The sequence below is a fragment of the Serratia sp. PL7 genome, from assembly GCF_945957435.1.
The window spans coordinates 225,806-250,851 of record NZ_CAMFLB010000008.1; the positions used below are offsets into that span (position 1 = coordinate 225,806).

A 25,046-nucleotide genomic window follows, 5' to 3' on the forward strand; every position below is an offset into this window, starting at 1 on the left:
TTTTTTGTTCAGCTGACGCTGATTAGATTGCAGTAACGTTTACTGCAGATGGGCCTTTCTGGCCATCTTGAATTTCGAACTCAACGTTCTGGCCTTCAGCCAGGGTTTTGAAGCCGTTACCCTGGATTGCAGAGAAGTGTACGAATACGTCTTTGCTGCCGTCAGCCGGGGTGATGAAACCGAAACCTTTAGACTCGTTGAACCACTTAACTTGACCTTTGATCTTTGCCATCTTGAGTATTTCCTTTGGATTGTTTAAACCGCCCGTAGGCGTTACATAGACAAACTAGAGTCGTTACTGCTTGAGGCACTAAGATAAGGATCGGCAGAGAAGCGGTATTCAACGCTAACGTCTTTACTCAGAACTTCTTTACTGAAAATGCCACACATATACAGAACTGTACCTCGTTTTACCCAAGTGCGTTATCACATACTCTGGAATCGATGGCAAGCCATTTTTAATCACTCATGGACGTGTCGCACATATTTGAAACGGTCAGCCGCAAGAATAGCTTAAATAGGGCAAAAGAGGTTGAAGCCTTGGCTATTTTCTGCTTTGTAAAGAGGCCGCGCTGTACTCCGCGTGGCGCCTCAGTTTTAACAATTCTTTCAACTTGGCAGCGAGCGGTTTTCACCACATATAAGCCGCAGACAGGCCCAAGAACGTAAAAAAATTTGAATCTTTATGGAATTTTATATGCAACTATTGAATATCGATGACCGGGGGGCAAACGACCTACTGATCCGACCTTTGGGTAGCAAAGCCTGTCATAGCAGGAGAGTTATGCTTTGGACCGCCACAACAGAGTCGTGCACTCGGGGCAAAACACTCACGCAGACCAGTGCATAATCATGCAGCGAGCCAAATTTTGCACCAAGAATGTGCAAGCGGACGAAATAGCCCCCCCTACCCTGGAAATTTATATCCGTAGCTAAGTTAGTAAGGATAAAAACAAATAATAAAAATACCACCTACCCACTCAGCAGCTATTTCCGCCGAAGATTAACAAAATCGCCAAGGCATTTTTTCCGCTAATCTTGGCGCGACCGTTTAATCCATTACCCGCCGCAATCCCCGCAAAGCCGCACCACGCCAAGCGCCACCCGACGCAGGGTACGCCGCATCCCCATGATACTCATTAGGAGTTAGGGCTAACCTCCAGATGCTCACCAATCTTCAGCGGATAAAAACTGTGCTGCTCAACCCCGGCTTCGCGAAGTGCCAGGCTGAGTTGTGCAGGTGGTTCATCCAACGACTCATCGGCCAATTCAAACACGCCCCAATGGATCGGGATCACTCTGGGTTCGTTCAATTGCTGATACAGCCTCACCGACTGCTGCGGGTCCATATGCTGCTCTTGCATGAACCATCTCGGGGCGTAAGCACCAATGGGCAGCGCCGCGATATCGAACGGCCCAAGGCGGGTGCCGATATCGACCAACCGCTCGCTGTAACCGCTGTCACCAGAGAAATAAAAACGCAGCGCCGGGTGATGGATCACCCAGCCACACCATAGAGAACGGTTGCGATCCCACGGTGTACGCATGCTCCAGTGGCGTGCTGGAGTGGCGTAGACCGTCATTTCGTCCAGCGTCAGGCTCTCCCACCAATCCAGTTCGACCACCCGTTTGGCCGGGTAATGGCTGAACCAGCGTTTGAGGCCCAGCGGTACAACAAAGGTGGCATTGCGAAAGCGTTTGGTCAGTTCCCTGATGGTTTGACGATCCAGATGGTCGTAGTGATTATGGGAAATCAGCACCACATCTACCGCGGGCAACTGCTTTACCGTTAGCGGAGGCGGTGTCTTGCGATGCGGGCCGTAGAAGCTCACAGGTGATGCCCTTGGCGACAGTACCGGATCGATCAGCACATGGCGCCCTCCCAGGCGCAACAGCAGAGAAGCATGGCCCAACCACCATACACGGTCCTGTTCGCCGCTCAGGTCGGCGGCTTGCCACCAGTTGGCGATAAACTGCTCGTAGCCCGCCTGAGGAGGTTTGGGCAGGCCGAGCTTCTTGCGTTCCTCTTGCCAGCGCTTCAGATCCCCGGCCTGGTGCAGCGACGGCTCCGGGTTGCAGAATCCCTGTGGCGTATGATGCGCTTTGCTGGCGTCGTAATATTTGTTGGTTATTTTCAACCCATTCTCTCCCTGTAGTACCATAATGGTGCCGCAACCGTTACAAGATTGCCTACCCAATAGCTTATAGTATCGCAATGACAAACAACTGACCTTTTTGTCGATGTTGTTGTCATAGCCAAGTAAGAAGGCCAAGGTCGCCAAGAACCTGTTAAGCCTTTCTTAAGAACCTTGTGATTTACTTACTAGGACATTCTGAAAAGGAGGAGTTATGAGCCGGACTGCATCAGGCAAGTCACGCGTTCGTATGGGCCGCTATCGCCGAGCGCTGACTACGCAAGGGCAATACTGGAAAATGTATCTGGCAATGAAGCTGCGCCGGCTACGCGTACCGTCACCGCTGCTGTTACTGGCAAGCACCCTGGCAGGCTTTTTTATGCTGGGCCTGCTGATGCTTAGCGTGGTGGTGATTGATGTTATCAGCACCCTGTTCCTGCTGTGCAGAAAGCTGCTGCGGCTGGGGCGCCACCACCAGGGCAACGCCGTCGCCCGTTAACCGTTTGGAGGCGCTGCGGCGCCTCCTACGTGAATACTACCTCTTGTTACCCCCCGCCTTTTTACGCCAGGTCAGCATAAACCCAACCCACAACAGCAGCACCCACACCGGCATCAACAGCACGGAAATGCGGATCCCTGGGCTGAAGTACATGATCACCAGGATCAACGACAGGAACACCAGGCATAGATAGTTGCCAAACGGATACCATAGAGACCTAAAGCTGGTGATCACCCCTTGGCGATCCTTGGCCGCGCGGAATTTCAGGTGTGCCAGGCAAATCATCACCCAGTTAATCACCAACGTCGAAACCACCAGCGCCATCAGCAAGCCAAACGCCTCACCGGGCATGACGTAGTTAATCAATACGCCTACCGAGGTGGCCAGCGCCGATAACGCGATAGACAGTACCGGTACGCCACGTTTGTTGACCTTGGTCAGCGCCTTTGGCGCATTGCCTTGTGTTGCCAGGCCAAACAGCATCCGGCTGTTGCAATACACGCCGCTGTTGTAGACCGACAGCGCTGCCGTCAGTACCACCACGTTGAGCATGGTCGCCACCAGGTTGCTGTTGAGCGCATGGAAGATCATCACAAACGGACTGCCCCCTTCCACAACCTTGCCCCACGGATAAAGTGACAGCAACACCGTCAACGAGCCGATATAGAAAATCAGGATGCGATACACCACCTGATTGGTGGCTTTAGGAATGCTACGGCGCGGATCGGCAGCTTCTGCTGCGGTGATACCCACCATTTCCAGCCCTCCGAACGAGAACATGATCACCGCCATCGCCATCACCAGGCCGCTGATGCCGTGAGGCATAAAACCGCCCTGATCCCACAGGTTGCTAATGCTGGCTTCCGGGCCACCGTTACCGCTGGCCAACAGATACGCACCAAATACGATCATCCCCAGGATCGCCGCCACCTTGATGATGGCAAACCAGAACTCGGTTTCCCCATACAGGCGTACGTTCACCAGATTGACCAGGTTAATCACGACAAAGAAAACCGCCGCCGATGCCCAGGTTGGGATTTCAGGCCACCAGTATTGAATATAAATCCCTACGGCGGTCAGTTCCGCCATACCGACCAGGATAAACATCGCCCAGTAGTTCCAACCGGACAAGAAGCCGGCAAAGTCCCCCCAATATTTATAGGCAAAATGGCTAAAGGAACCGGCCACCGGCTCTTCCACCACCATCTCCCCCAGTTGGCGCATGATCAAAAAGGCAATAAAACCGCCAATGGCATAGCCCAGCAGCACGGAAGGCCCGGCCATCTGTATGGTTTGTGCAATACCCAGGAATAGGCCGGTACCGATGGCACCTCCCAAGGCAATAAGTTGTATATGTCTATTTTTTAAACCGCGTTTTAGCGGGGTATCCTGAAGCTGACCGCCCATCTTTTCCTCGTCCGGCTGAGTATCCAGGCAGCATTGCGCAAGATATCGCCAACCAATAAATAAACCTGCGGGCGTTTTAACACTTAACCTTTCAGGCATCAAGGATTAGCGCCCGGTAATCATTAACCGGGCCAGGAGGTTACAAGAAGTTTGCTTCGCCGGTCAGCTTGGCATACCGCACAGTTTGCTGAGGTTACGTGCGCCGATCATCAGCGTCGCCACATAGGATTGACGGCGGGTGATGACCTCCACCGCCACGCGATCGTTTTGATACTTTATCAGGTAGGTTGAGGGCCAGCCTTGTCGGTGCAGCCCATAGCTTTTGGCATGACAATCGATCGCCGCATGGGCAATCACTAAATGTGAGAGATTGGTATCACCTTTGATAATGCGCTTCATAAAACAGTCTCCGTCAGCGACAGGTCCATTGTCAGAATAAGGCGGTGTCTCATCATTACGGGTCATCTACATTATCGACTAACATTTGATTTATTGCGCTTGCTGACTCAATAAAAAACAGATCATTGCGGCCCGCAGCGGGCTATGACTACCGGCTTGCCATTCCCCTTGCTGGGTGATAATACTGGCTTGCCACTGTGGCTGGTCACTTTGTTCGGGGGCATTAAGGCTTATTTTGTTGGCGCAGATAATCGGCCAGGCATCGGAGGGGTTCTTGCAGTAGTCTTTCCCTTTCACACCGCCGTAAGGGTACCATTTATCCGGATTTTCCCCGGTGATTAACGCAATGCTGCGGTTTACTTCGGCGTCGCTTTCTTCGTACCATCTAATCATTGCTGATATCCATCTTTCGTAGAGTTGGCGCTACATTACGATGCCAATACGACAGATTTATGACAGCTCGCGCGTCGTTAACATTATTTTTACTTACGGATGAATTGATTATGTTGCTGGGTCTTAACCACCTGACGCTCGCGGTAAGTGAGGTAGAACGCAGTTTTCGTTTTTATGTAGATGTGCTGGGATTCACCCCCAAAGCCCGCTGGCATCAAGGTGCCTATCTTGCATTGGGTGAACTGTGGCTATGCCTGTCACTGGATGGTGCCCGAAAAAATGAGATGTTGAGCGACTATACGCATTACGCGTTTAGTGTGGCACCCGAGAACTTTGCCGTCATTGTGGAGCGTTTGCGCAAAGTTGGCGTACAGGAGTGGAAGAATAATCACAGTGAGGGCGAATCTTGCTACTTTCTCGATCCCGATCGGCACGCGCTGGAAATCCACTGTGGCGATCTGGCAAGCCGGTTGGCAGCCTGCCGGCAGAAACCCTATCAGGGGATGGTGTTTTACTGAAACGGAATGGTGAGAAGGCGATCCGGTTAAAACTGAAACTGAGATAACCGACGTGTCCTTAACCTTCTCACCAAATGAGGCGCGCGATTAACGCTCTGGGATAAACCCTTTATAACTCAGTGCCGGGCTAAGGTCATCATCATAATCGTCAACCGATGCCTTGTCCCCCCGGGCGGTTTGCACCAACGTTTTTAACAGTGCCGTTTGCTGGCGCTGCTGCTCGGCGATGTCCTGCAACAGCTGGATCTGTTCGTTGGCGCGTACGCTGGCACGATTCACTATGAACCAGACCCACAGGCCAAGCAATACAGCCAATACCACAACGGCGATGGAAATCAGGCCGGACGGGCCAGAAGCTAAATCAAACATGGACAACCCTATCTACTCTACTGCCTCAACCAAGCCGATATAGTAGCATTCTCACCAAGGCCAGGGGCAAGTTTGCGAAAAATTGTTATTTCGCCATGTTACCAGGGAACGATACGCGTGATAGAGCAAATGCCCAGTGCAAACTTCCCACCTTGATCGCAATAGCTATCCAGAGCCAGCAGATAGAAAAGCAAGCAGGCAAACAGCGTTGCCGCTATCACCAGCAGTTTTTTACGCCCCAAACCTTAGCAGCCTTATGATTATGTTGTTAACCTAATCATCAATGCTAGCATAGGCAACTTAAACGAAGTTTAACCGGCCGTTTAGATCTCCTTGCCCATTTTGAACAAAAGATAACCCGGTTACTCGCGGTTAAACTTCATCTCAATCAGCGCAATCGCTTTTTCAATCGCCCGCTTGGTGATCGGATCGGCCCCGGCCGGGTGGCTGCTAAAATCGATACTCTTGAGCTGGCTGGCCATCTTGTCCCGTACTTCGGTCGGCGCGATCACGTCGATCACATCCAGGATCTGCTTGATAACCAGTTGGCAGGCAACCAGATCGGAAACCAGTTCTTGATCGTTGCTCAGTGCGCTAGACATAATTTTTCCTCTGTTGATGTAAACGCGGCAAAGAATACCACGCCGTTTTGCATTTTCCGTAGGCGTTCCGCCCTGAATTTTCGGCAATAATACGCATGCCTTGCAAAAACCAGCAGCAGAATTGTGGCCTATACTAGGCTGTGCCTCACACTCAACAGGAGAGCAGTCATGGCAAATCATAATGTGAAATCTTGGGCGACAGTGCGTGAAACCTCGGTAGAAATTGCCGAAGCGATCTTTGAGTTGGCCGGTAACGACGAGGTTTTGGCGCAAAAAATTTGGGAAGAAGGTAGCGATGAAGTACTGCCGCTGGCGTTCAGTAAAACCGAAGCCGACCAACTGTACTGGGGCGAAGAAACCATCGAGCGTAAAAACGTCTGACGCCCCTCACCCCAACCCTCTCCCACAGGGAGAGGGAGTTGTTTGCCCCTGCCTATTTGGAACTAAAGAGGTCATATCAACAAACTCGATCACCCCTTAGTCCAAGGTGAGTCAGCCGATGCTCAACTTTCACCCAACTCGACCGGTCCCTCTCCCTGTGGGAGAAGGCGCTGTTTACCCCTGCCTATTTGGAACTAAAGAGGTCATATCAGCAAACTCGTTCACCCCTTAGTCCAAGGTGAGTCAGCCGATACTTATGATGAATCACTACACTTTCACCCGACTCGATCGGTCCCTCTCCCACAGGGAGAGGGCGCTGTTTGCCCCTGCCCATTTGGAACTAAAGAGGTCATATCAGCAAACTCGATCACCCCTTAGTCCAAGGTGAGTCAGCCGATGCTCAACTTTCACCCAACTCGACCGGTCCCTCTCCCTGTGGGAGAAGGCGCTGTTTACCCATGCCTATTTGGAACTAAAGAGGTCATATCAGCAAACTCGATCACCCCTCAGTCCAAGGTGAATCAGCCGATGCTCATGATGAATCACTGCACTTTCACCCAACTCGATCGGTCCCTCTCCCACAGGGAGAGGGCGCTGTTTGCCCCTGCCTATTTGGAACTAAAGAGGTCATATCAGCAAACTCGATCACCCCTTAGTCCAAGGTGAGTCAGCCGATGCTCATGATGAATCACTACACTTTCACCCGACTCGATCGGTCCCCTCTCCCTGTGGGAGAGGGCTAGGGTGAGGGGCATCACTCGGCGATAAAGCGCTCAAGACGATGACGTAGCTGAGCGTTCTCCCTGCGCAACTGTTCAATCTCATCGAGCAACGTCAGCGCTACCGCGATGCCGGGCCAATCCAAAGCCAGTTCACGTTGCAGACGCTGGGCACGATTAAATGCCGCCACCGCCCCATCATCAAACAGCCAATCATCCACCGTCAGATCGCGGGGCTGGATCACTCCCAACCCCACCACCTCGGCCAGTTCACTTTCCGTTACGCCGGTATGCAGGCAAAACTCGGTAATGGTGAGGGTTATCTGTAGCTTGGCCATTATGCTTTACTCCATTGCGTACGAGGATCGAAGGCCTGATTCGCCTCGGCCAGTCGTTGCCAGAGTGCGGCGCTGTCTGCATCGGGTTTGGCCGGCATGACAATCTTGATCACCGCATACAAATTGCCGGTCTCTTTTTTGCTGACCAGCCCCTTCCCTTTGACCCGTAGCCGTTGCCCGGTCTGGCTCCCCGCAGGGATGGTCAACAGGATATTATCCGCCAGCGTGGGGACAGAAACCTTGGTGCCTAACGCCGCCTCCCAAGGTGCCAAGGGCAGAACGATTTCCAGATCGTGCCCGATCACCTCAAACAACGGATGCGGTGCCAGTTGAATGATCAGGTACAAATCCCCATTGGCTCCGCCAGCCATACCCGGCACACCTTGGCCTTTCACGCGGATACGCTCCCCGTCTGCCACGCCCGCCGGGATTTTCACGTTCAGCGTTTTAGCAATCTCTTTCTCTATCTGACCAAAGGCGTTGTACACCGGTACCTTATAGCTCAGGGTGCGAGTTTGCTCAGTGAGGGTTTCCTCCAGGAACAGCGCCACGCCGATCTCAACATCCTGCCCACGGGCCGCACGCGGCTGCCCACGTGCACGCTGGCCAAACATCGAGGAGAAGATGTCGGAGAAATCCTCGGCACCACCATACTCTTCATGCCGGGTCTGGCGGCCAAAGTTAGGCTCATTACGATGCAGCCGCATTTGGTCATATTCCGCGCGGCGTTCGCTGTCTTTCAGCACTTCATAGGCTTCTGCGACTTCTTTGAAGCGCGTTTCGGCATCGGGCTCGGTACTGACATCGGGGTGATATTTGCGTGCCAGGCGGCGGTAGGCAGTTTTGATAGCCTTGATATCATCTGAGGGTTTAACCTCTAGAATGGCGTAGTAATCCTTGATTTCCATAATGCTATGGTCTCTTTACTGTGGCCGGAAAAGTGGATAGCGCGTTGATACGTGAGCAAGTTGAGGAGATAAGGCTCATTGTAGCGCCATCAAGCAGTTAGTGCAGTATGCGCATCACTTCACGCGGTGATTTAGCGTTTCGGGCTGATTTGTTGCGGAACGTGCGGGAATTACCGTGCTGACACAGTGTTGATGACTCGGCCCATATCTGAGCCGGTCACCAGGTTGTGAGTGAATTTCGAGTTAACATTGCAGGTTCCGGTTGCTAGCCAGTTTCACGGTTCTTCACCTCCCACGCCTTGCGTGTTATTGACCATCATCACTGGCATTGCCAGAAAAGCGGCGACGCCCACGATCACAAAAAGAGTAATAATCACTGTCATTAACATGCGATCACCCCATCAACGTGGCGTTGTTACGGCTGACTCTCTGTTTTGGTTAATTACATTGCTGGCCTGGACTACTTGGCATTTGCGGTAGCGGGCAAGTTCAGATTAGCTGGTTTTTCCGAATGCTGGCAAGCCCTGTATTGAGGCTTTTTTCTGCTGGATGTTGGGTCGGCCCGCCGTTCAGCGGTGGCGCGGCTGGACCGACCTCAGTTTATTGCATCAGAACTAGGGGAATTGGCCCATGACGCTATGTTGACATCCTCTCCGCCCTAAAGGGCGAGGATCCCTACAGCGTTCAGACCGAAGTCTGACTCACTTCGGTGGGTTCCTGCTTCATCGAGCGGCCTAAAGCTGCCATCTCTCCACTGGCTAACGCGGCGTGCCCCGCCGCTAAAATATTACGAGCGCCGTTTATGTCGGCGTTCTCTGTATATCCACATCCCAGACACGCGAACTGACTTTGTGACTGGCGATTTTCTTTCTCTGTATGACCACAGCGAGCGCATTTCTGGCTGGTGTAGGCTGGGTTGATTACCAACACCTGACCACCGCGCCAGAGCTGTTTGTATTCAAGCTGGCGGCGGAGTTCGTACCAACCCTGCTCTAATATCGAACGGTTTAAGCCTGATTTTGCCCGGACGTTGCGCCCTGGCTGGCTGGCGGTACCTGCCGCTGACTTTGACATGTTGGCAACCTTCAAGTCTTCGATGACGATCATTGCGTGGTTTTTGCTGATTGTCGTGCTGACTTTATGAAGGTAGTCGCGGCGGATGTTTCCGATACGGGAATGCAGGTTCTGTACTTTGCGCTTTGCCTTCTTCCAGTTGTTACTAAACTTCACCTTACGGCTCATTTCACGCTGGAGTCTGGCGAGTTTCTTCTGATTGGATTTAAAGCTGTTTACAGGCTCAAAAATGGTGCCATCTGATAGCGTAGCGAGCTTCGCTACGCCAGCATCAAGACCCACCATCGATGTTGAGGTGTGAGTCGGTTCAGTGACTTCGTATTCAGTCTGAATGCTGATGTACCACTTACCGCAGGACTCGCTGACCGTGACGTTTTTAACCTCACCCACAACCTCACGGCTATTGCGGTAGCTTATCCACCCCAACTTTGGCAGCGATATGCGACTATTGACCTGATCGAGTTTCACCCCTTGCGGGTAGCGGAATGAGTCGCTTTGACCGCGTTTTTTAAATCGAGGGAATGATGCCCGTTTCTGAAAAAAGTTTTTGTAGGCTCGTTCAAGGTCTTTAAATGCGTGCTGCAAAGGCTGAGATGGTGCTTCTTTTAACCACTTAGTTTCAGGTGCTTTTTTCCACTCAACCAACCATGCAGCCATTTTTACATAGGGAAGGTATTTGTTACCGGCCTCATGGTTTTCGTTCTGCAACGCCAGTGCGCGGTTAAAAACAAAACGACAAGCCCCAGCAAAGCGCCGCATATCACGCTCTTGCTGACCATTGGGTCTCAACTGGAATTTAAAGGCTTGTAGTCGCTTCATACCCACAATTATACTCTTGGCCTATGACAAAAAAATTGATAGTTCAAGGCGTAAATTCGGTCGATATTGCCGTGTCGGTATTAGAGAGTGTCACCGCATTGGGGGGAAACGCCCGCGCTTCGGATATCGCCAAACACAGTGGGCTTTCGAAAAGCCAGCTGCATAAATATCTGGTTTCGCTGTGCCGTAGCCAGATGCTGTATCAGGAGCAGGAAACCAGCCGCTACTCGCTTGGCAGCAAGCTGTTGGCGCTGGCCGCGGCGGCAGGCAAACAGCAGACGCTGGCGACAATCATCAATAATGCGCTATGTGAGCTGCGCGATGAGTTGAACTACTCCACCGGCTGGGCGGTGCGCCAAGGGGGTAACATCTTGCTGACGCGCTACAATCGCAGCCATAAAAATATTGATATCGATTACCTTGAAAACACCCTCATCCCCATGAATGCCAGTGCGGCAGGCTATGCCTATCAGGCGTTTGATGGCTCCATTACGCCACTGCTCGAGGCTAAAGAGCTCGAAAAGATCCGTCAGCAGGGCTATGCGGTACGTTACAATGTTACCGAAGGCATCCCTGGGGCACGAGCGATAGCCTGCCCGATTTTCAGCCAGGATAACGTTCTGTTGGGGATGGCGATCACCATGGGGTTTATTCCAGACGATCCGGCAGAGATTGTCCGTCTGGCAGACCGCCTGATGGCGAAGGTCAAAACGATCCCGCTTTAACCGGCACGAAGGTGACAACCCGAGGCCTGTAAGGTACGCTAAGTGAGCCTGCCGTAAGCTCTGCGCTGCGGTTAAACGACAAAATCAATTGGGTAAAGTTATTGATACAAGAACATCACCTCGCACTAGTCTGCGCACTCAGTAAATGGGTCGAAACCCACTTGGGACGAGTGATCCACCTTGAAGAGCTGGCCGAGTATTCCGGCTATTCACTGTGGCATATGCAGAAGCTGTTCAAAGAAGCGACGGGGATCTCGCTGGGCAAGTACATTCGCGAGCGCCGCCTTGCCGGAGCGGTGTACCAGTTGCGTAGCAGCGAGGCCTCCATTTTCGATATCGCCCTGGATTTTGGTTTCGGCTCCCAATCACACTTCACCTACATGTTCAGAAAGCGTTTCAACATTACGCCCTATGACTTCCGCCAGGATCTAAGTGTCGATCTGCATATAGAGCCTCCGCTACATATTATTCACCAGAAGATGGCGTGAGCAGCAGCGGGCTGTTTAAATGACGACAAAAGAAACGGCCCCAGAAAGGAGCCGTTGGCTGAGTGTGCTAGCTATGTCAGGGCTGTTGATTAGTCATCCAGCGTTACTTTAGTGCTACCGCCACGAGTACAGCAATGCAAACCCAAAACACCGCCGTGGCGATCACAACATGGGATAATCTTGCATGGGAGAGTAATTGACTCATAAACACCTCGCTTACATCGGCAATAGGACTGGCAGAATTTCCGTACAGATTAATCTTAGCTTAGCAGGGCTACGCTATTTACGACAGCGTGCTAATTCAGGGTAAATAACAATATTTGATTAACATCACAAACACATTTAAGAAATACATTCACTTTAACTATTGATTTCAACTTAAATATAATTAAAGTGAATTTATTTAGGCAAGTTAACCAACCAAGTCCGCAGGCCATGCCCTCTATTCATCATAAACAAAGACTGTCAAAAAACGCGATGCCCCTTGCTACGCTAGGGCTGTAGCGGCTTTGCCGTGGCGGGAAAAACGCTATCTAACGATCGTTGCCAATTTAGCGACACGCTGCCAACGAATAATTCGCCACAACCTTTATTAGTGGTTAAATCGCAGCTAGTGCGTTAAATCCCAAATAAACCAAGGCATATGGCAAAAATTTTTCATCGCCGAATCAAGAATTGCGATAGACGCAGCTCTGGCCTCAGCCCCCTTTGATGTAACAGCTTTTGGCATCGACCTCTTTATCGATATGCCGCAGATCGGATAAATACGTGATGCCAAACAGGATCGACACGACAAGCAACACTGAGACCAATAAGGCAATGACCGCAATAAGCTTGGTTTCATCATGCGGATTGTGTTCCATTTTATCTCCTAAAAACAGTAAGTTAATCCCACCCACTGTGTGATCGTCAACGTAAAAATGATCAATATGCAGCAACCACCGTCAACGTTGTGATGACGCGTTGCGCATTGTCCATGGTTTTCCTGATGTTTGTTGTCTAATGGGGTGTTCACACCCTCTACTCTCTTATCGCCTGCCATAACGCCTTGATGCTAAAAAGGGGGTAACTCCAGGCTCCTGCAACAGCCAAATTTACGCTGGCGATAACTAAGATTTTTCTTGCATGCAGACGCTACCAATTTTCTGCAACAGGGTCAAGATTCTCAGGGGTAGTCACCCGCATGCAGACTGGAAACATTCGTTGGATTTATCGAATTGCGGTTGGGAAACGTATAGGGGTGAACATCTGTATGAACGTACGCATTGGTTGAGGAATTTCAGCACGGCGCCCCAAATGGGGCGCCGGATCACGCAGCTCTATGTTCGAGCTTCGATTACCTAGGCCTTCGGCATCATTGTGGGATGCGCAATACCTGGCCTGGGTAGATTTTATCTGGATGGCTTAGCATCGGTTTGTTGGCTTCAAAGATCTTGTTGTACAGGTTGGCGTTGCCGTACATCTCTTTGGCAACGGCGCTCAGGGTATCGCCCTTCTTGACGGTGTAAAAGCGGCTTTCCGCTTCTGGTTGTGCTACTGCAACATTATCTTCAACGCCGCTGATACCTGCCACGTTACCTACAGCAACCAGAATTTTTTCTTTCAGTTCCTGGCTGATACCGTTCCCGGTGACCACAGCCTTACCATCAACGACCTGAACATCCACCTTATCCGTATCTGGCAGGCCACTGTTATCAAGGTGTGCCTTCAGCTTGGCGCTTTGATCCTCAGCATTACCACTCACCGTATCCCACAGTTTTGCGCCTGCTTCTTTGACGAAGTTAAACAATCCCATATTCGCTCCCGTTAATGATTGGATAGTTAAGAAATTTTAAAACTCATTAAGCTTAGCAGTACAGAGCGGAACTTCAATCCTCTTAAGGATGATTAAACGCTGCCATAATTCTGAAAATGCCGTTTTTGTCTGGTTAATTATTATTTTTTTGTATTAATTAGCTAAATTCAGCCAAATTTTACCTACAATGGGGGTTGGAGCCTTAATGGGGGACGCGATAGGTTATGTACGCATTGGTGATGTTCGTTTGCTATCTGGATGGCGGCTGTGCCGACATCGTCGTCGACGTGCTGCGTGATGAGCATCAATGCCTGGTAGCAATGAAAGAACAACGATTACGCCATGCTGGCTGTTTTCCGATCGAAGACTTTATCGACGGCTTCTGGCTACCTGCCAGCGAGTACGCTCCTTTCTGATCCCTCAAGCCAAACCGAAAAAGGCAGAGCTTGCGCTCTGCCTTTTGGACCACGTTCCGACACAGGAATGAGGTTTGAATACGACTTAGAAACGGTAGGTCAAGCTGGCTGCCACGATGTTGTCAGTGTTCAGTTTCAGCTTGTTATCGTCATTCAGCTGGTTGATTTTATAATCAACGTAGGTGTACATGTTTTTGTTGAAGTAGTAAGTCGCACCGATATCGATATATTTCACCAGATCGACATCACCGATGGTTTCAATATCTTTACCCTTGGACTGCAGGTAAGCCAGTGATGGGCGCAGGCCATTTTCGAACTGGTATTGCGCGACCACTTCAAAGTTTTGCGTCTTGTTGGCAAAACCAGCAGTTTTGTTGACAGTGATCGGGGTCATGTTACGGGTTTCAGCGTACATAGCCGCCAGATATACCTGGTTGGCGTCATACTTCAGTGCCGTAGTCCAGGCCGTAGCGCTGTCACCTTTACCATACGAGCCGTCTTTTTGAGCCTGCGTACGGTTAGAATCAGAGAAGGCTACCGCAGCACCAATGCCGCTACCGCCGATGTCCTGATAGTCCACAGACATACCATAGCCGTCACCGTTCTGCTTGTGGATGTTGCTGCGGTCATTCTCGTTCTTACCCTGATACTGCAAGGCGATATTCAGACCATCAACCAGACCGAAGAAGCTGCGGTTACGGTAGGTAGCCAGGCCAGTAGAGCGGCCATTCATGAAGTTATCTGTGTAGGTATAGGTATCGCCGCCAAACTCCGGCAGCATATCGGTATACGACTCTACATCGTAAACCACACCGTAGTTACGGCCATAGTCAAAGGAACCGTAGTTGGCGAATTTCAGGCCAGCGAAGCCCAGACGAGTTTTGGTGCCTTCGGTACCCGCTGACTCAGCGTGGTTAGCCTGGACGTTGTATTCCCATTGGCCGTAACCAGTCAAATCGCTGTTAATCTGCGTTTCGCCTTTAAAACCAAAACGCACATAGGTCGCATCGCCATCGGCAGATTTGTTATCACTGAACAAGTGCTTGGCGTTAACACGGCCGTACAGGTCGAGTTTATTGCCATCTTTGTTGTAGATTTCGGCCGCATTGGCCATCGAGGCGGCGGTGGCAAGAACAACCGCCAGGGCTACTACACTGCGTTTCATCATTTATTTTCCTAGATTTTATTAAAAGCTGCCCATCACGCCCAATTTATGCTTTGGGCTGTGATTTTTATCATTTTGTTTTTTATCTACGCCCCTGAATAAAGCGCCATGTGACATTAGCATCATGAATAAAAACTTAAAATAAAAAAGTTCATGAAATAGCGCACATAAAGCATGTTTATTTGTAACTAAATGTTTCACTAAAATACTAATATAATATAATGATTTAAAAAGATATTTAATGCATAAGCCATAACACCTACGCTATTAAGCACCAAAATGGTGCAAACACGTTTCATTTTGTGTGATTTACCTACGATTTTGGAATAACCACAAAATTAGCATGCTAAGCAATAACGTTACTTATTTCACACTTTTAACTTATATCAATCTGATTAGTAGAAATGGCGCGAGTAATTCTATCTTTAATCTGTTTTTTACTCATTGGGGTCAATCATAGTGAGTAATGGCACGTAACAGGCAAAATACCCTATCAACTGATTAAATAAATTACGCTATTAAAGTGTGAAAGGAAAAACGGCGCCACAGGTCACTTACCTGTGGCGTAATGAACGGGTGAGATTAAAACAGGGTACTACGCGGGACTTCGGTCAACATCATGCCTGCACGCAACCCCAATGCCACCTTGGGGTTGGGAAACAACACCCACTCCTTTTCATGCTGCACCCGATAGCTTTCCCCCGGCTGCTCATACAATAAAGTTCCCTGCGGCAGAGCGGTAAAATTGGCAGTATCATCACTTAAATAGAGTTTGAACGATTCACTGCGTTTAATCAGCGACCGCTCGACACGGAACACCCGAATCGGAGCCTCCCCCCGCAAAGGAAGAGATTGCCCGCAGACCAGCGCCTGCAACGCTTTATTGATAGCGGAAAACTGCTGCAGATCGTTGCTGCCAAAGGGACGCGCCTTGCCCAATTCGAGGGTACAGCTGGCCGCTTGCGCATGCTCGCTGGAAAAGTGGCTGAACGTGCCGCCGGGCGCTTGATGTATCACTAAAGCATCCAATTCGGCGGCGTCCAGTAACGCCAACATCTCGGGGCTGTAACTCTGCGGTTGATAGGGCAGGATACCAAAGCGTGGCAACAGCGATCCGCGGATCGCCGTGTGTAAATCGTAATGAAAGCGGGTGGCCTGCTCCCCGGCAAAGAAACTGCTGACCGCTTGTTCTAACTGCTGCGCCCGCGCCGTTTCACCAGAGGGCTCAAACTGCTGATGGCGGCCACCAAACATGCGATTCATATCGCTTGCCAGATAACGTTGATTGGTTCGCATCGCAGGTGGATTGCCCAACACCACCAGCAAGCGCACCGTCAATGGCCGCACGCCTGCGAAGATCTCGTTCACTAGCCGATCAAGCAGTTCGATCGGCGCCGTTTCATTGCCGTGAATACCGGCAGAAAGCACCACGGCTTGCCGATAGCCTTGCAGCGGAATGAGCTCCAATAGCCCTTCCCCCAGCCACTTCCAGCGCAGTGCAGCATTTTCACCCTGGGAGGTCGCGGGTGGAGTTCCAGCCAACGTTAGGGCCAATAAATTGCTCACTATTGCCTCCGGTTACTGTTGGAACGGGTAAACATTACCCAGCCCAAGGATAGAAGTCAGGGCATCCAGCGCCGCACGCCCTTCATGCAGCAGTTGCGGGTCTGCCAGATCCTCCTGTACCAGACGATCGCGGTAATAGCGGTCTACCCAGTCGTTCAGGGTGGCAAAAAGCGTATCGCTCATCATCACCCGTGGGTTCACCGCCCTCAACTCGGCACCGTTCAGCGCCACGCGTAAACGCAGGCAAGCCGGGCCACCGCCGTTGCGCATACTTTCGCGCAGGTCAAACACCTTGATCTCGTCGATTGGCCCACCGCTGGCCACCATCTCCGACAGATAATGCCAAACGCCAGGATGCTGGCGGGACTCTTCCGGCACCACGATCATCATCTTGCCATCGGCTTTGGTCAGGATCTGGCTGTTAAACAGGTAGGTCGCCACCGCATCCCCTACGCTGACACGGGAGGTTGGCACTTCTATCGCCACCAGCTCCGTCTCCAGCGAGGCCATCTTGCGGCGGATTTGATCCAGCCCCTGTTGCTGGTGCAGGAACGCCTGCTGATGATGGAACAGCACCTGCTGATTGCTGACGGCGATCACGTCGTTATGAAAAACGCCCTGGTCGATCACCGCCGGATTTTGTTGCAGAAATACCGTGTGTTGCTCGTGCAACTGATGCAGGCGGGCGATCGCCTCGCTGGCCTCGCGTGTCTGGCGAGCCGGGTAACGCGTGGGAGCACTTTCCCCGCCAAACTCCTGCTTTCCATACACAAAAACCTGCACCCCGCGTTTGGCATAGTCGCCCCCAAGGCGGTTATGGTTGGCGGCGCCCTCATCCCCAAAGAGTGCCACCTGCGGTAAGGCATCATGGTGAGCAAAGTATTGCTGATCTTTGAAGATGGCACGCAGCACGCTGGAGGTGGTTTCGGCCTCAATCGCGCGATGGAATTTGTTATTCAGGTTGGCGGCGGTGAAATGCACTTTACCATCCTGACTGTCTGGCGAAGGCGAAACCGTCGCGGCATTGGCCGTCCACATGGATGAGGCCGAACTAAGCGCCGAGAGCAGGCGCGGTGAGGTGCGCATCGCCTGGGCCAGTACGCTTTCGTCGCTGCCGCTGAAGCCCAATTTACGTAGCGTAGGGAGATGAGGCCGTTCCTGCGGTGGCAACACGCCCTGCTGGAAGCCCATATCTGCCAGCGCTTTCATTTTCAGCAACCCCTGCTTTGCCGCCAGCTTGGGGTTCGACACGCTGTTACGGTGCTGCGTCGAAGCCTCGTTGCCAAACGACAGCCCGGCATAGTGGTGCGTCAAGCCAACCAACCCATCAAAATTGACTTCATATCCGGACATTTTGCTCTCCTGTAGACTGCGAACGGTCATGCCTGGGGCAGATCAGTTAAATATCAGGCCCGGTGACAGGCTGGTTGGCAGCGTCAGACTGGCACTTTCCAGCGAAGCCATCGGCCAAGCGCAGTAATCTGCCGCATAGAACGCACTTGGACGATGGTTGCCGGAAGCCCCTACACCACCGAAAGGTGCCGCACTTGAAGCCCCAGTCAGCGGCTTGTTCCAGTTGACAATACCGGCTCGCGCCTCCAGCAACAGCCGTTCGAACTGCTCCCGCTGCGGGGACACCAGCCCAACGGACAGGCCATAGCGCGTGTTATTAGCCATGCGCAGCGCCTGGTCGAAATGGTCGTAACGAATGATCGTGGTCAGCGGGCCAAAATATTCTTCGTCTGGCACGTCCGCCACGCCGGTCACATCGATAATGCCAGGGCTTAATAACGCGCTGCCGCTCTCCAGCGATTTCATAGTCAACAAAGCTTTGCCGCCCAATGCCAACAGATGGTGCTGAGCTGCCAGCATGTTCTCTGCCGCAGCGGAGGAAATCACCCCGCCCATAAACGGCTGGGGTTCAGCATCCCAACGGCCAATGCGAAGCGTAGACGCCACCTGAACCAAACGCGCAATAAAGGCATCGCCCTGCGGCCCGTTTTTCACCAAAATACGGCGAGCACAGGTACAGCGCTGTCCGGCAGAAATAAACGCCGATTGAATGGCCAGATTCACCGCCGCGTCACAATCTTCTACCTGTTCGACGATCAGCGCGTTGTTGCCCCCCATCTCCAACGCCAGGATCTTTTCTGGCTGACCGGCCAGTTGTCGATGCAGGTGATAGCCGGTGCCAGCACTGCCAGTAAACAGCAGCCCATCAATACCGGTACAGCTTGCCAAGGCCTCACCGGTTTCACGTCCACCTTGCACCAGATTGATCACCCCATCCGGCAAACCCGCCTGCAACCACAGCTGTAGCGTCACCTCCGCCGTCAACGGCGTTAATTCGCTGGGTTTGAACACTACGCAATTGCCCGCCAGCAGCGCCGGAACGATATGCCCATTCGGTAAGTGACCAGGGAAGTTATACGGGCCAAACACCGCCAGCACGCCATGCGGCCGATGGCGTAGCACCGAAGCGCCGTCGGCCATCGCGGTTTCCGTTACCCCGGTACGCGCCTGATAGGCCTGTAATGAAATGCCCACCTTGCCAATCATCGCCTGAACTTCAGTCGAGGTTTCCCAGCGGGGTTTACTGGTTTCACGGCTGATGGTCTCGGCCAGATGTTGTTTATGCTCTTCCAGCAACGCTGCGAAGCGTTTTACCAACTGTTCGCGCTGTGCAAACGGCGTGCGCGCCCAGGCAGGAAAAGCCTCGCGTGCAGCTGTGCAGGCCGCAGTCACGTCGTCAATATTGGCCGAATTGGCTTGCCACAGCGGCAGGTTATCCAACGGATCGGTTTTGCTGAATTCAGCGCCCCGGCCAGCCAGCCAGACGCCATTAATTAACAATGCAGGATGAGACATTACATTTTCTCCTGAGCAATAAGCTTGATGACCCGTACCGGGCTCCCCTGTTCGACACCCAGCGCCGCAGCCGTCTCGGCGTTGATACGCAAGCGGTCATCATGCAGTTGGGCATGCACCAACAGGGCGCGATAATTCTGATAGTTGTCGTTGGCCACCAGGTAGGCCGGTGCCTCGCTGAATACCTGCGCATCATCCAGCACCACCTTCACCAGTTTGCTGCGCTTGACCGCGCGGATCTCGTCGATCTCGGCTTCCAGCGTCGGGCCCCCGTCAAAGATATCGACGTAGCCCTGATAGCGCAGCCCTTCAGCTTCCAGCAGCTTGCGCGCCGGTGCGGTTTGCGGGTGAACTTCGCCGATCACCTTCTGCGCATCTTCGGCCAGAAAGTCGACGTACAGCGGGTGTTTCGGCATCAGTTCGGCGATAAACGCCTTTTGCCCGGTGCCGCTGAGATAGTCCGCCTTGGCGAACTCGATAGAAAAGAAGTGGCGGCCAACGCTTTCCCAGAAGGGGGAACGGCCATTCTCATCGGAATAACCTCGCATTTCCGCGATCACTTTGCGGGAGAATTGATTACGAAATGCGGCCATAAACAGGAAGCGGACCTTTGACAGCAGTTTGCCATTCTCGCCATGGCGGTAGTCCGGATCGAGGAACAGCGTACAGAGCTCCGAATGGCCGGTATGATCGTTGCTTAAAAACAGCGTTGGCACCGATTTATAGACATTAAGCTGCTTTGAGGCATGCACCTGGGTACCCACGCGGAAGCTGTACCAGGGTTCAGTCAGCCCAACCGCGACTTCGATCGCGCTGACGCCAACGACCTGTTGCCGTTCGGTATCCTCCATCACAAACAGATAGCAGCGATCGCTTTGGGGAAGTTCGCCTTGCCAGGTTTTTAACGCCCGCTCAATACGTGCCGACAGCGTCTCTTCATTCTGCGGCAAAGAGGTGAGGCCAATACCGGATTTACCGGCGAGCGTCAGCAGGTCAGCCAGGTCACGGCGCTCTATGGGGCGGATAATCATCATAATGCGAACCTCGGAAGTCATCGGCTGCGCACCGGGCGCAGCCGCCTTGATTAGCTGCAAATCCGCGCCACAGCACGCGCGAATCGCGCCAGCCCCTCTTTCACATCCTGTTCAGGGATGATCAACGAAGGCGTAAAGCGCACCACGTCCGGGCCTGCGATCAGGGCTATCACCCCCTCCTCGTTAGCCAGTTGGGTGATCTGCTTGGCTCTACCGGCATATTCCGGGTTCAGAGCACAACCAATTAACAGACCCGCCCCGCGGATTTCGCTAAATATCGGATACTGTAGGTTGATTTGCGTCAGCCCGGCGATAAACCACTCGAGACGCTGCTTCACCCCATCGAGCACCTCCGGCGTGTTAATCAGCGAGAACACCACACCAGCCACTGCCGCCGCCAGCGGGTTACCGCCGTAGGTGGTGCCATGAGTACCAACGCCCAGTGTTTTCGCCAGTTTGTCGGTAGTGATCATCGCGCCAATTGGGAAACCGCCGCCCAAAGCCTTGGCGGTGGTCAACACGTCCGGCACTATCCCGTAATTCATGTAGGCATACAGCGAACCTGTTCGGCCCACGCCGGTTTGCACCTCATCAAAGATCAGCAGTGCGCCGTGGCGATCGCAAAGTTCACGCAACCCTTGCAGGAATTGCGCTTGTGCCGGTACCACACCGCCCTCACCCTGAATCGGCTCAACGATCACCGCGCAGGTACGGTCATTAATCACTTGCGCAGCCGCCGCCAGATCGTTAAACGGCGTGTGGGTAATACCGCCAGGCAGTGGCGCAAAATCCTGTGAATATTTTGGTTGGCCCCCGGCAGACACGGTAAACAGGGTGCGGCCATGAAACGCGTTATTGAACGCGACGATCTGATTCTTTTCTCTGTTGCCACTATCCAGGGCATATTTGCGCGCCAGCTTCAGCGCGGCTTCGTTAGCTTCTGCGCCGGAGTTGCAGAAAAATACTTTGTCGGCAAAGGTGGCATCAATCAGCTGTTTGGCCAGGCGCAACACCGGCTCGTTGGTATAACCGTTGCCCAGATGCCAAAGCTTGCCTGCCTGTTCGACCAGCGCCGCTAACACCTGCGGATGGGCGTGGCCCAGAGCATTGACGGCAATGCCTCCGGCGAAATCAATATAGGATTTCCCCTGCTGATCCCAAACCTGTGAGCCTTCTCCCCGCACCAAAATAAAATCCGCAGGGGCATAAACCGGGATCATCCAGTCGTCGAAAGACTGGCGGGTAACTGCGATTGGCTGTTCCATAATGACCTCATAACGTCAGCAAAGGCTGAATTTTGGCGGTAAGGACCGCTCTGGCGGCGCAAGACCGGCGAAAAAGCAAATTAACCCTATTATTCGGTGTCTTTTCCGGCCGACGATAATGCTGCTCACCGCCGCCTATTCAGATACAAACCTGTTACATAAAATCGGTTATTCACTATTAATGCCGCATTTAGCGCCCCGGAGCGGGGAATAAATGTTAATGAGTAGTTAAAATACAGCCCATTTGATAAATAGTGTAGAGCAGCTATCGTGCCAGAACGGGCTTTTTGACGGATTTACTAATTTTTTTTGTTAAAACAAGGAGTTATATTGCATAAATATTCAATAATTATGCATTTGTAATGATTAAAGGCAAAAATAGGGCCTAAAATCATCAGCACCGGAGAAATCCTATTCAATCGCAAAATTCTTCCACTTTTCTGATCCTGCTCGCAAAAATAATTACGCCAGATGGCGGGATCGCCGCCCTTTTGCACCGCAATCGTGCAATGCGCCCTCATTTAGCGCAGCAACGCGCCCCCTCACCCTAATCCTCTCCCACAGGGAGGGAGAGAGACAGTCCGTGCCACGGTTTATCTGGGTATTCGTCCTTGGGGAGGGGACCGTTCGAGTGGATCTGAAACTTGTTATGGTCTAATGATCGGTCTCCCTACGGGTTAACCCCCAGTCTTTGACTACACTGTTAAGCTATCCCCTACTCAATGTTCCTCCTCAACCTTAGGATCCCAACATGAGCAAAAAAACCTTTGATGCCACCCAGCCCGCAGCGGTTAAAGACGTAGCCGCCTTTCTAGCGCAGTTAAATGCCAGCGGCGGCAAACCGATGGAACAGATGAAGCCGAAAGAGGCACGTAAGGTGTTGGAAGGCGCACAACGCAGCGTGGAGGTGGTACAGCGTGAGGTCGAAATTGAAGAAAAAACCATTCACGTGGCCGGTCAGGACATCCTGCTGCACATCGTGCGCCCGCCACGAGTGAAAGGTAAATTGCCGGTATTTATGTTTTTCCACGGCGGAGGTTGGGTATTGGGCGACTTCCCGACCCACGAACGATTGGTGCGCGATCTGGTTTACAGCTCAGGAGCGGTAGCGGTATTTGTCAATTACACACCGTCACCAGAAGCCCACTATCCCACCGCCATCGAGCAAGCCTACGCGGCCACGGAATGGGTGGCGGAATACGGAGAGAAAATCAACGTCGATGGCAGCCGACTGGCGGTAGTGGGCAATAGCGTTGGCGGTAACATGGCGACGGTGGTGAGCCTGATGGCTAAAGCGCGAGGCACACCGGCACTGCGCTGCCAAATCTTGCTGTGGCCGGTCACCCACGCCAGTTTTGATCGCGATTCCTATCATCAGTTTGCCGAAGGCCATTTCCTGACGCGCAATATGATGAAGTGGTTTTGGGACAACTACACCACCGACAAGACCCAGCGTAAGGAGATCTACGCCTCACCGCTCAATGCGAGCCTGGAACAGCTGCAAGGGCTGCCACCTGCGCTGATCCAAACCGCCGAGCTGGACGTACTGCGGGATGAGGGGGAAGCCTACGCCCGCCTGCTGAACGCGGCTGGCGTCGAGGTGACCGCCACCCGCTACAATGGGCTGATCCACGATTACGGCCTGTTAAACCCGCTCGCCCAGGTTCCGGCGGTCCATTCGGCTATTCATCAGGCCGGACGCGCATTGAAGCATTATCTGGCCTAGCCCAGGTTACGGATCAGCCTGGCCAAGGTCTTGATGGCGGTTTCAAGCCTGTCGCTCCACTCGAAAGAGGCGTTCAGGCGAAAACAGTGGTTGAAACGATCGCCGGTAGTGAACATTCGCCCCGGCGCAATACTGATGCCCTCTGCCAGCGCACGCTGGTAAAGCTCCATGGAAGACTGTGTCGCCTCCAGCTCCAGCCACAGGAAATAGCCTCCGTCCGGCTGGCTGACCTTCACCGTTGGCGGGAAGTGATGGGCGATCGCCTGATGCATGGCGCTTTGGCGCTGGGCCAATAAACGCCGCAAGCGACGCAGATGGGTATCATAGCCGCCATGCAGCAGATAATCGGCGATCGCCATCTGGGTCGGCACGCTGGTTGAAACAGTGCTCATAAGTTGCAAGCGCTGGATCTGCGGCGCATATCGCCCTGCCGCCACCCAGCCCACACGGAACCCCGGAGCCAGACATTTTGAGAACGACGAACAGTGCAAAATCTGTCCGCCCTGATCCAACGCCTTGGCAGGCAAGGGCCGCTCGGCGCTGAAATAAAGCTCGCCGTACACATCATCTTCCAGCAACGAGATCTGATGTTCGCGCAGCATCGTCACCAGCCGTTTTTTATTCTCGTCCGACATGCTCGACCCTTGCGGGTTCTGGAAATGAGTCATCAACCAGCAGGCCTTGATCGGATACTGCTCAATCGCCTGCTGTAACGAATCCAGATCGATCCCATGCTGCGGGTGGGTAGCGATTGCCACCGCTTTCAGCTTCAGGCGTTCCAGCGCCTGCAACGCACCGTAAAATGCCGGGGATTCAATCGCCACCGTGTCCCCCGGCTGCGTCACCGCTTGCAGGCTGAGGCTTAACGACTCCATCGCCCCGGCGGTGATCACAATCTCATCTGGGGAGACCTGCATCCCATTCAGCGCATAGCGTTGGGCAATATGGCGACGCAATGCCTCGTTGCCGGGTGGCAAATTAGCAAGCGAACTGTGAGGCGTGAATTTCCGGGCGACGCTGCTCAGCGCCCTGGCCAACTTGGGTTGCATAAACAGGGTGGCATCCGGGAAAGCCGAGCCGAAGGGCACAATTTCTGGATCCTTACAGGCTTGCAGCACGTCAAAGATAAAGGCGTTGATATCCACCTGTTCGCTCACCAGCAGTTTTTCACCCCGGATGGGCTGCGGTAACGCCTGTGAACGGGCCGCCACATAGTAACCAGACTGAGGCCGCGCTACGATCCAGCCCTGGCTTTCCAGTAGCTGGTATGACTGCACCACCGTCATCAGGCTCAGCCCGGCACGTTTACCACTTTCCCGCAGCGAGGGCAGTTTGTCCCCGGCACGCCATACCCGGTTCTGGATCTGTTCGCGGATCTGCTGGGCAAGCTGTTCATATCTGGTCATACAATTCCAACTGTTATAGGAAAAAGTAAAA

At 52.7% G+C, this 25,046-nt stretch carries 28 protein-coding genes; 7 read left to right on the top strand and 21 right to left on the bottom strand.

The annotated features are described in order from the left end of the window. Positions 1-22: 22 nt before the first annotated feature. From cspE to N6G83_RS28745, 3 genes are all read right to left on the bottom strand, one after another. Entirely contained in the window at positions 23-232 is a 210-nt protein-coding gene (gene cspE / locus N6G83_RS28735; RefSeq protein ID WP_002221949.1) for a transcription antiterminator/RNA stability regulator CspE, read from the bottom strand. Positions 233-273: 41 nt separating this feature from the next. Beyond that, a complete protein-coding gene (locus N6G83_RS28740; protein WP_002211058.1) occupies positions 274-390 on the bottom strand; it encodes a DUF2627 domain-containing protein in 117 nt (38 codons plus the stop codon). A gap of 749 nt (positions 391-1,139) precedes the next feature. Continuing rightward, positions 1,140-2,138 carry an MBL fold metallo-hydrolase gene (locus N6G83_RS28745; protein ID WP_024531222.1) on the bottom strand — a complete coding sequence of 333 codons (999 nt, stop codon included), beginning with the start codon at positions 2,136-2,138 and terminating at the stop codon, positions 1,140-1,142. A 211-nt stretch (positions 2,139-2,349) separates the two neighbouring features. On the opposite strand from N6G83_RS28745, the gene N6G83_RS28750 reads away from it, so the two are divergent. Next, on the top strand, positions 2,350-2,634 hold the full coding sequence (locus tag N6G83_RS28750) for a hypothetical protein (RefSeq protein ID WP_065684260.1): 285 nt from the start codon (positions 2,350-2,352) through the stop codon (positions 2,632-2,634). A gap of 36 nt (positions 2,635-2,670) precedes the next feature. Here the strand turns inward: N6G83_RS28750 and N6G83_RS28755 are convergent, their stop codons facing one another. From N6G83_RS28755 to N6G83_RS28765, 3 genes are all read right to left on the bottom strand, one after another. After that, positions 2,671-4,041 carry an amino acid permease gene (locus tag N6G83_RS28755; protein WP_211135560.1) on the bottom strand — a complete coding sequence of 457 codons (1,371 nt, stop codon included), beginning with the start codon at positions 4,039-4,041 and terminating at the stop codon, positions 2,671-2,673. A gap of 162 nt (positions 4,042-4,203) precedes the next feature. Further along, complete coding sequence (locus N6G83_RS28760) at positions 4,204-4,440, bottom strand: DUF4060 family protein (RefSeq protein ID WP_024531219.1); 237 nt, start codon at positions 4,438-4,440, stop codon at positions 4,204-4,206. Positions 4,441-4,530: 90 nt separating this feature from the next. Further along, positions 4,531-4,833 carry a phage protein NinX family protein gene (locus tag N6G83_RS28765; protein WP_024531218.1) on the bottom strand — a complete coding sequence of 101 codons (303 nt, stop codon included), beginning with the start codon at positions 4,831-4,833 and terminating at the stop codon, positions 4,531-4,533. Positions 4,834-4,943: 110 nt separating this feature from the next. On the opposite strand from N6G83_RS28765, the gene fos reads away from it, so the two are divergent. After that, positions 4,944-5,351 carry a fosfomycin resistance glutathione transferase gene (gene fos / locus N6G83_RS28770; protein WP_211135559.1) on the top strand — a complete coding sequence of 136 codons (408 nt, stop codon included), beginning with the start codon at positions 4,944-4,946 and terminating at the stop codon, positions 5,349-5,351. Between the two features lie 87 nt (positions 5,352-5,438). Here fos and N6G83_RS28775 read toward each other — a convergent pair whose 3' ends face one another. From N6G83_RS28775 to N6G83_RS28785, 3 genes are all read right to left on the bottom strand, one after another. Next, positions 5,439-5,720, bottom strand: a complete 282-nt coding sequence (locus tag N6G83_RS28775; protein ID WP_211135558.1) for a YebO family protein — start codon at positions 5,718-5,720, stop codon at positions 5,439-5,441. A 98-nt stretch (positions 5,721-5,818) separates the two neighbouring features. Beyond that, a complete protein-coding gene (locus tag N6G83_RS28780) occupies positions 5,819-5,962 on the bottom strand; it encodes a PhoP/PhoQ regulator MgrB (RefSeq protein ID WP_037435707.1) in 144 nt (47 codons plus the stop codon). A 120-nt stretch (positions 5,963-6,082) separates the two neighbouring features. After that, positions 6,083-6,322, bottom strand: a complete 240-nt coding sequence (locus N6G83_RS28785) for a DUF2766 family protein (RefSeq protein ID WP_021181023.1) — start codon at positions 6,320-6,322, stop codon at positions 6,083-6,085. Between the two features lie 168 nt (positions 6,323-6,490). On the opposite strand from N6G83_RS28785, the gene N6G83_RS28790 reads away from it, so the two are divergent. Further along, a complete protein-coding gene (locus N6G83_RS28790; RefSeq protein WP_021181021.1) occupies positions 6,491-6,703 on the top strand; it encodes a YccJ family protein in 213 nt (70 codons plus the stop codon). Between the two features lie 754 nt (positions 6,704-7,457). Here the strand turns inward: N6G83_RS28790 and cbpM are convergent. From cbpM to N6G83_RS28805, 3 genes are all read right to left on the bottom strand, one after another. Further along, the gene (cbpM, locus tag N6G83_RS28795; protein ID WP_021181020.1) at positions 7,458-7,760 is read right to left on the bottom strand and encodes a chaperone modulator CbpM; all 303 of its coding nucleotides are present in this window, start codon (positions 7,758-7,760) and stop codon (positions 7,458-7,460) included. Further along, entirely contained in the window at positions 7,760-8,668 is a 909-nt protein-coding gene (cbpA, locus tag N6G83_RS28800; RefSeq protein ID WP_024529730.1) for a curved DNA-binding protein, read from the bottom strand. The genes cbpM and cbpA overlap by 1 nt, the downstream gene beginning before the upstream one ends. Positions 8,669-9,352: 684 nt before the next feature. Continuing rightward, positions 9,353-10,561, bottom strand: a complete 1,209-nt coding sequence (locus tag N6G83_RS28805; RefSeq protein WP_211134393.1) for an RNA-guided endonuclease InsQ/TnpB family protein — start codon at positions 10,559-10,561, stop codon at positions 9,353-9,355. Positions 10,562-10,584: 23 nt separating this feature from the next. Between N6G83_RS28805 and N6G83_RS28810 the strand changes: the two genes are divergently transcribed. Next, a complete protein-coding gene (locus N6G83_RS28810) occupies positions 10,585-11,286 on the top strand; it encodes an IclR family transcriptional regulator (protein WP_211134392.1) in 702 nt (233 codons plus the stop codon). 101 nt (positions 11,287-11,387) lie between these two features. Beyond that, complete coding sequence (locus tag N6G83_RS28815; RefSeq protein ID WP_024486415.1) at positions 11,388-11,774, top strand: helix-turn-helix domain-containing protein; 387 nt, start codon at positions 11,388-11,390, stop codon at positions 11,772-11,774. Positions 11,775-12,472: 698 nt separating this feature from the next. Here N6G83_RS28815 and N6G83_RS28820 read toward each other — a convergent pair. Together N6G83_RS28820 and lysM are read right to left on the bottom strand one after the other, a co-directional pair. Next, positions 12,473-12,637 carry a hypothetical protein gene (locus N6G83_RS28820; protein WP_178380885.1) on the bottom strand — a complete coding sequence of 55 codons (165 nt, stop codon included), beginning with the start codon at positions 12,635-12,637 and terminating at the stop codon, positions 12,473-12,475. Positions 12,638-13,128: 491 nt separating this feature from the next. Next, the gene (gene lysM, locus N6G83_RS28825) at positions 13,129-13,569 is read right to left on the bottom strand and encodes a peptidoglycan-binding protein LysM (RefSeq protein WP_024529735.1); all 441 of its coding nucleotides are present in this window, start codon (positions 13,567-13,569) and stop codon (positions 13,129-13,131) included. Positions 13,570-13,793: 224 nt separating this feature from the next. Here lysM and N6G83_RS28830 point away from each other — a divergent pair, with 224 nt between their 5' ends. Beyond that, complete coding sequence (locus N6G83_RS28830) at positions 13,794-13,985, top strand: YebW family protein (RefSeq protein WP_021181014.1); 192 nt, start codon at positions 13,794-13,796, stop codon at positions 13,983-13,985. Positions 13,986-14,070: 85 nt separating this feature from the next. Here N6G83_RS28830 and N6G83_RS28835 read toward each other — a convergent pair whose 3' ends face one another. The 6 genes from N6G83_RS28835 to N6G83_RS28860 all read right to left on the bottom strand — a co-directional run bounded on the left by N6G83_RS28835 (position 14,071) and on the right by N6G83_RS28860 (position 21,883). Beyond that, a complete protein-coding gene (locus N6G83_RS28835; RefSeq protein ID WP_282440776.1) occupies positions 14,071-15,153 on the bottom strand; it encodes a porin in 1,083 nt (360 codons plus the stop codon). A gap of 579 nt (positions 15,154-15,732) precedes the next feature. Continuing rightward, positions 15,733-16,716: a succinylglutamate desuccinylase gene (gene astE, locus N6G83_RS28840; RefSeq protein WP_024529737.1), complete on the bottom strand. Its 984-nt coding sequence runs from the start codon at positions 16,714-16,716 to the stop codon at positions 15,733-15,735. 12 nt (positions 16,717-16,728) lie between these two features. Next, complete coding sequence (gene astB / locus N6G83_RS28845; RefSeq protein ID WP_211134391.1) at positions 16,729-18,069, bottom strand: N-succinylarginine dihydrolase; 1,341 nt, start codon at positions 18,067-18,069, stop codon at positions 16,729-16,731. Between the two features lie 42 nt (positions 18,070-18,111). Beyond that, the gene (gene astD / locus N6G83_RS28850; RefSeq protein ID WP_211134390.1) at positions 18,112-19,584 is read right to left on the bottom strand and encodes a succinylglutamate-semialdehyde dehydrogenase; all 1,473 of its coding nucleotides are present in this window, start codon (positions 19,582-19,584) and stop codon (positions 18,112-18,114) included. Continuing rightward, positions 19,584-20,618 carry an arginine N-succinyltransferase gene (gene astA / locus N6G83_RS28855; protein ID WP_024529739.1) on the bottom strand — a complete coding sequence of 345 codons (1,035 nt, stop codon included), beginning with the start codon at positions 20,616-20,618 and terminating at the stop codon, positions 19,584-19,586. The genes astD and astA overlap by 1 nt, the downstream gene beginning before the upstream one ends. Positions 20,619-20,668: 50 nt before the next feature. Then, a complete protein-coding gene (locus tag N6G83_RS28860) occupies positions 20,669-21,883 on the bottom strand; it encodes an aspartate aminotransferase family protein (protein WP_074028584.1) in 1,215 nt (404 codons plus the stop codon). Positions 21,884-22,634: 751 nt separating this feature from the next. On the opposite strand from N6G83_RS28860, the gene N6G83_RS28865 reads away from it, so the two are divergent. Further along, on the top strand, positions 22,635-23,609 hold the full coding sequence (locus N6G83_RS28865; RefSeq protein ID WP_211134389.1) for an alpha/beta hydrolase: 975 nt from the start codon (positions 22,635-22,637) through the stop codon (positions 23,607-23,609). Here N6G83_RS28865 and N6G83_RS28870 read toward each other — a convergent pair. Beyond that, a complete protein-coding gene (locus tag N6G83_RS28870) occupies positions 23,606-25,015 on the bottom strand; it encodes a PLP-dependent aminotransferase family protein (RefSeq protein ID WP_024529744.1) in 1,410 nt (469 codons plus the stop codon). The genes N6G83_RS28865 and N6G83_RS28870 overlap by 4 nt on opposite strands. Between the last annotated feature and the right edge of the window lie 31 nt (positions 25,016-25,046).

What these genes read in the sequence shown, in the direction of transcription:
- cspE (WP_002221949.1), bottom strand. Translation starts at nt 232, where the DNA reads ATGGCAAAGATCAAAGGTCAAGTTAAGTGGTTCAACGAGTCTAAAGGT.
- N6G83_RS28740 (WP_002211058.1), bottom strand. Translation starts at nt 390, where the DNA reads ATGTGTGGCATTTTCAGTAAAGAAGTTCTGAGTAAAGACGTTAGCGTT.
- N6G83_RS28750 (WP_065684260.1), top strand. Translation starts at nt 2,350, where the DNA reads ATGAGCCGGACTGCATCAGGCAAGTCACGCGTTCGTATGGGCCGCTAT.
- N6G83_RS28755 (WP_211135560.1), bottom strand. Translation starts at nt 4,041, where the DNA reads ATGGGCGGTCAGCTTCAGGATACCCCGCTAAAACGCGGTTTAAAAAAT.
- N6G83_RS28760 (WP_024531219.1), bottom strand. Translation starts at nt 4,440, where the DNA reads ATGAAGCGCATTATCAAAGGTGATACCAATCTCTCACATTTAGTGATT.
- N6G83_RS28765 (WP_024531218.1), bottom strand. Translation starts at nt 4,833, where the DNA reads ATGATTAGATGGTACGAAGAAAGCGACGCCGAAGTAAACCGCAGCATT.
- fos (WP_211135559.1), top strand. Translation starts at nt 4,944, where the DNA reads ATGTTGCTGGGTCTTAACCACCTGACGCTCGCGGTAAGTGAGGTAGAA.
- N6G83_RS28775 (WP_211135558.1), bottom strand. Translation starts at nt 5,720, where the DNA reads ATGTTTGATTTAGCTTCTGGCCCGTCCGGCCTGATTTCCATCGCCGTT.
- N6G83_RS28785 (WP_021181023.1), bottom strand. Translation starts at nt 6,322, where the DNA reads ATGTCTAGCGCACTGAGCAACGATCAAGAACTGGTTTCCGATCTGGTT.
- N6G83_RS28790 (WP_021181021.1), top strand. Translation starts at nt 6,491, where the DNA reads ATGGCAAATCATAATGTGAAATCTTGGGCGACAGTGCGTGAAACCTCG.
- cbpM (WP_021181020.1), bottom strand. Translation starts at nt 7,760, where the DNA reads ATGGCCAAGCTACAGATAACCCTCACCATTACCGAGTTTTGCCTGCAT.
- cbpA (WP_024529730.1), bottom strand. Translation starts at nt 8,668, where the DNA reads ATGGAAATCAAGGATTACTACGCCATTCTAGAGGTTAAACCCTCAGAT.
- N6G83_RS28805 (WP_211134393.1), bottom strand. Translation starts at nt 10,561, where the DNA reads ATGAAGCGACTACAAGCCTTTAAATTCCAGTTGAGACCCAATGGTCAG.
- N6G83_RS28810 (WP_211134392.1), top strand. Translation starts at nt 10,585, where the DNA reads ATGACAAAAAAATTGATAGTTCAAGGCGTAAATTCGGTCGATATTGCC.
- N6G83_RS28820 (WP_178380885.1), bottom strand. Translation starts at nt 12,637, where the DNA reads ATGGAACACAATCCGCATGATGAAACCAAGCTTATTGCGGTCATTGCC.
- lysM (WP_024529735.1), bottom strand. Translation starts at nt 13,569, where the DNA reads ATGGGATTGTTTAACTTCGTCAAAGAAGCAGGCGCAAAACTGTGGGAT.
- N6G83_RS28830 (WP_021181014.1), top strand. Translation starts at nt 13,794, where the DNA reads ATGTACGCATTGGTGATGTTCGTTTGCTATCTGGATGGCGGCTGTGCC.
- N6G83_RS28835 (WP_282440776.1), bottom strand. Translation starts at nt 15,153, where the DNA reads ATGATGAAACGCAGTGTAGTAGCCCTGGCGGTTGTTCTTGCCACCGCC.
- astB (WP_211134391.1), bottom strand. Translation starts at nt 18,069, where the DNA reads ATGTCCGGATATGAAGTCAATTTTGATGGGTTGGTTGGCTTGACGCAC.
- astD (WP_211134390.1), bottom strand. Translation starts at nt 19,584, where the DNA reads ATGTCTCATCCTGCATTGTTAATTAATGGCGTCTGGCTGGCTGGCCGG.
- astA (WP_024529739.1), bottom strand. Translation starts at nt 20,618, where the DNA reads ATGATGATTATCCGCCCCATAGAGCGCCGTGACCTGGCTGACCTGCTG.
- N6G83_RS28860 (WP_074028584.1), bottom strand. Translation starts at nt 21,883, where the DNA reads ATGGAACAGCCAATCGCAGTTACCCGCCAGTCTTTCGACGACTGGATG.
- N6G83_RS28865 (WP_211134389.1), top strand. Translation starts at nt 22,635, where the DNA reads ATGAGCAAAAAAACCTTTGATGCCACCCAGCCCGCAGCGGTTAAAGAC.
- N6G83_RS28870 (WP_024529744.1), bottom strand. Translation starts at nt 25,015, where the DNA reads ATGACCAGATATGAACAGCTTGCCCAGCAGATCCGCGAACAGATCCAG.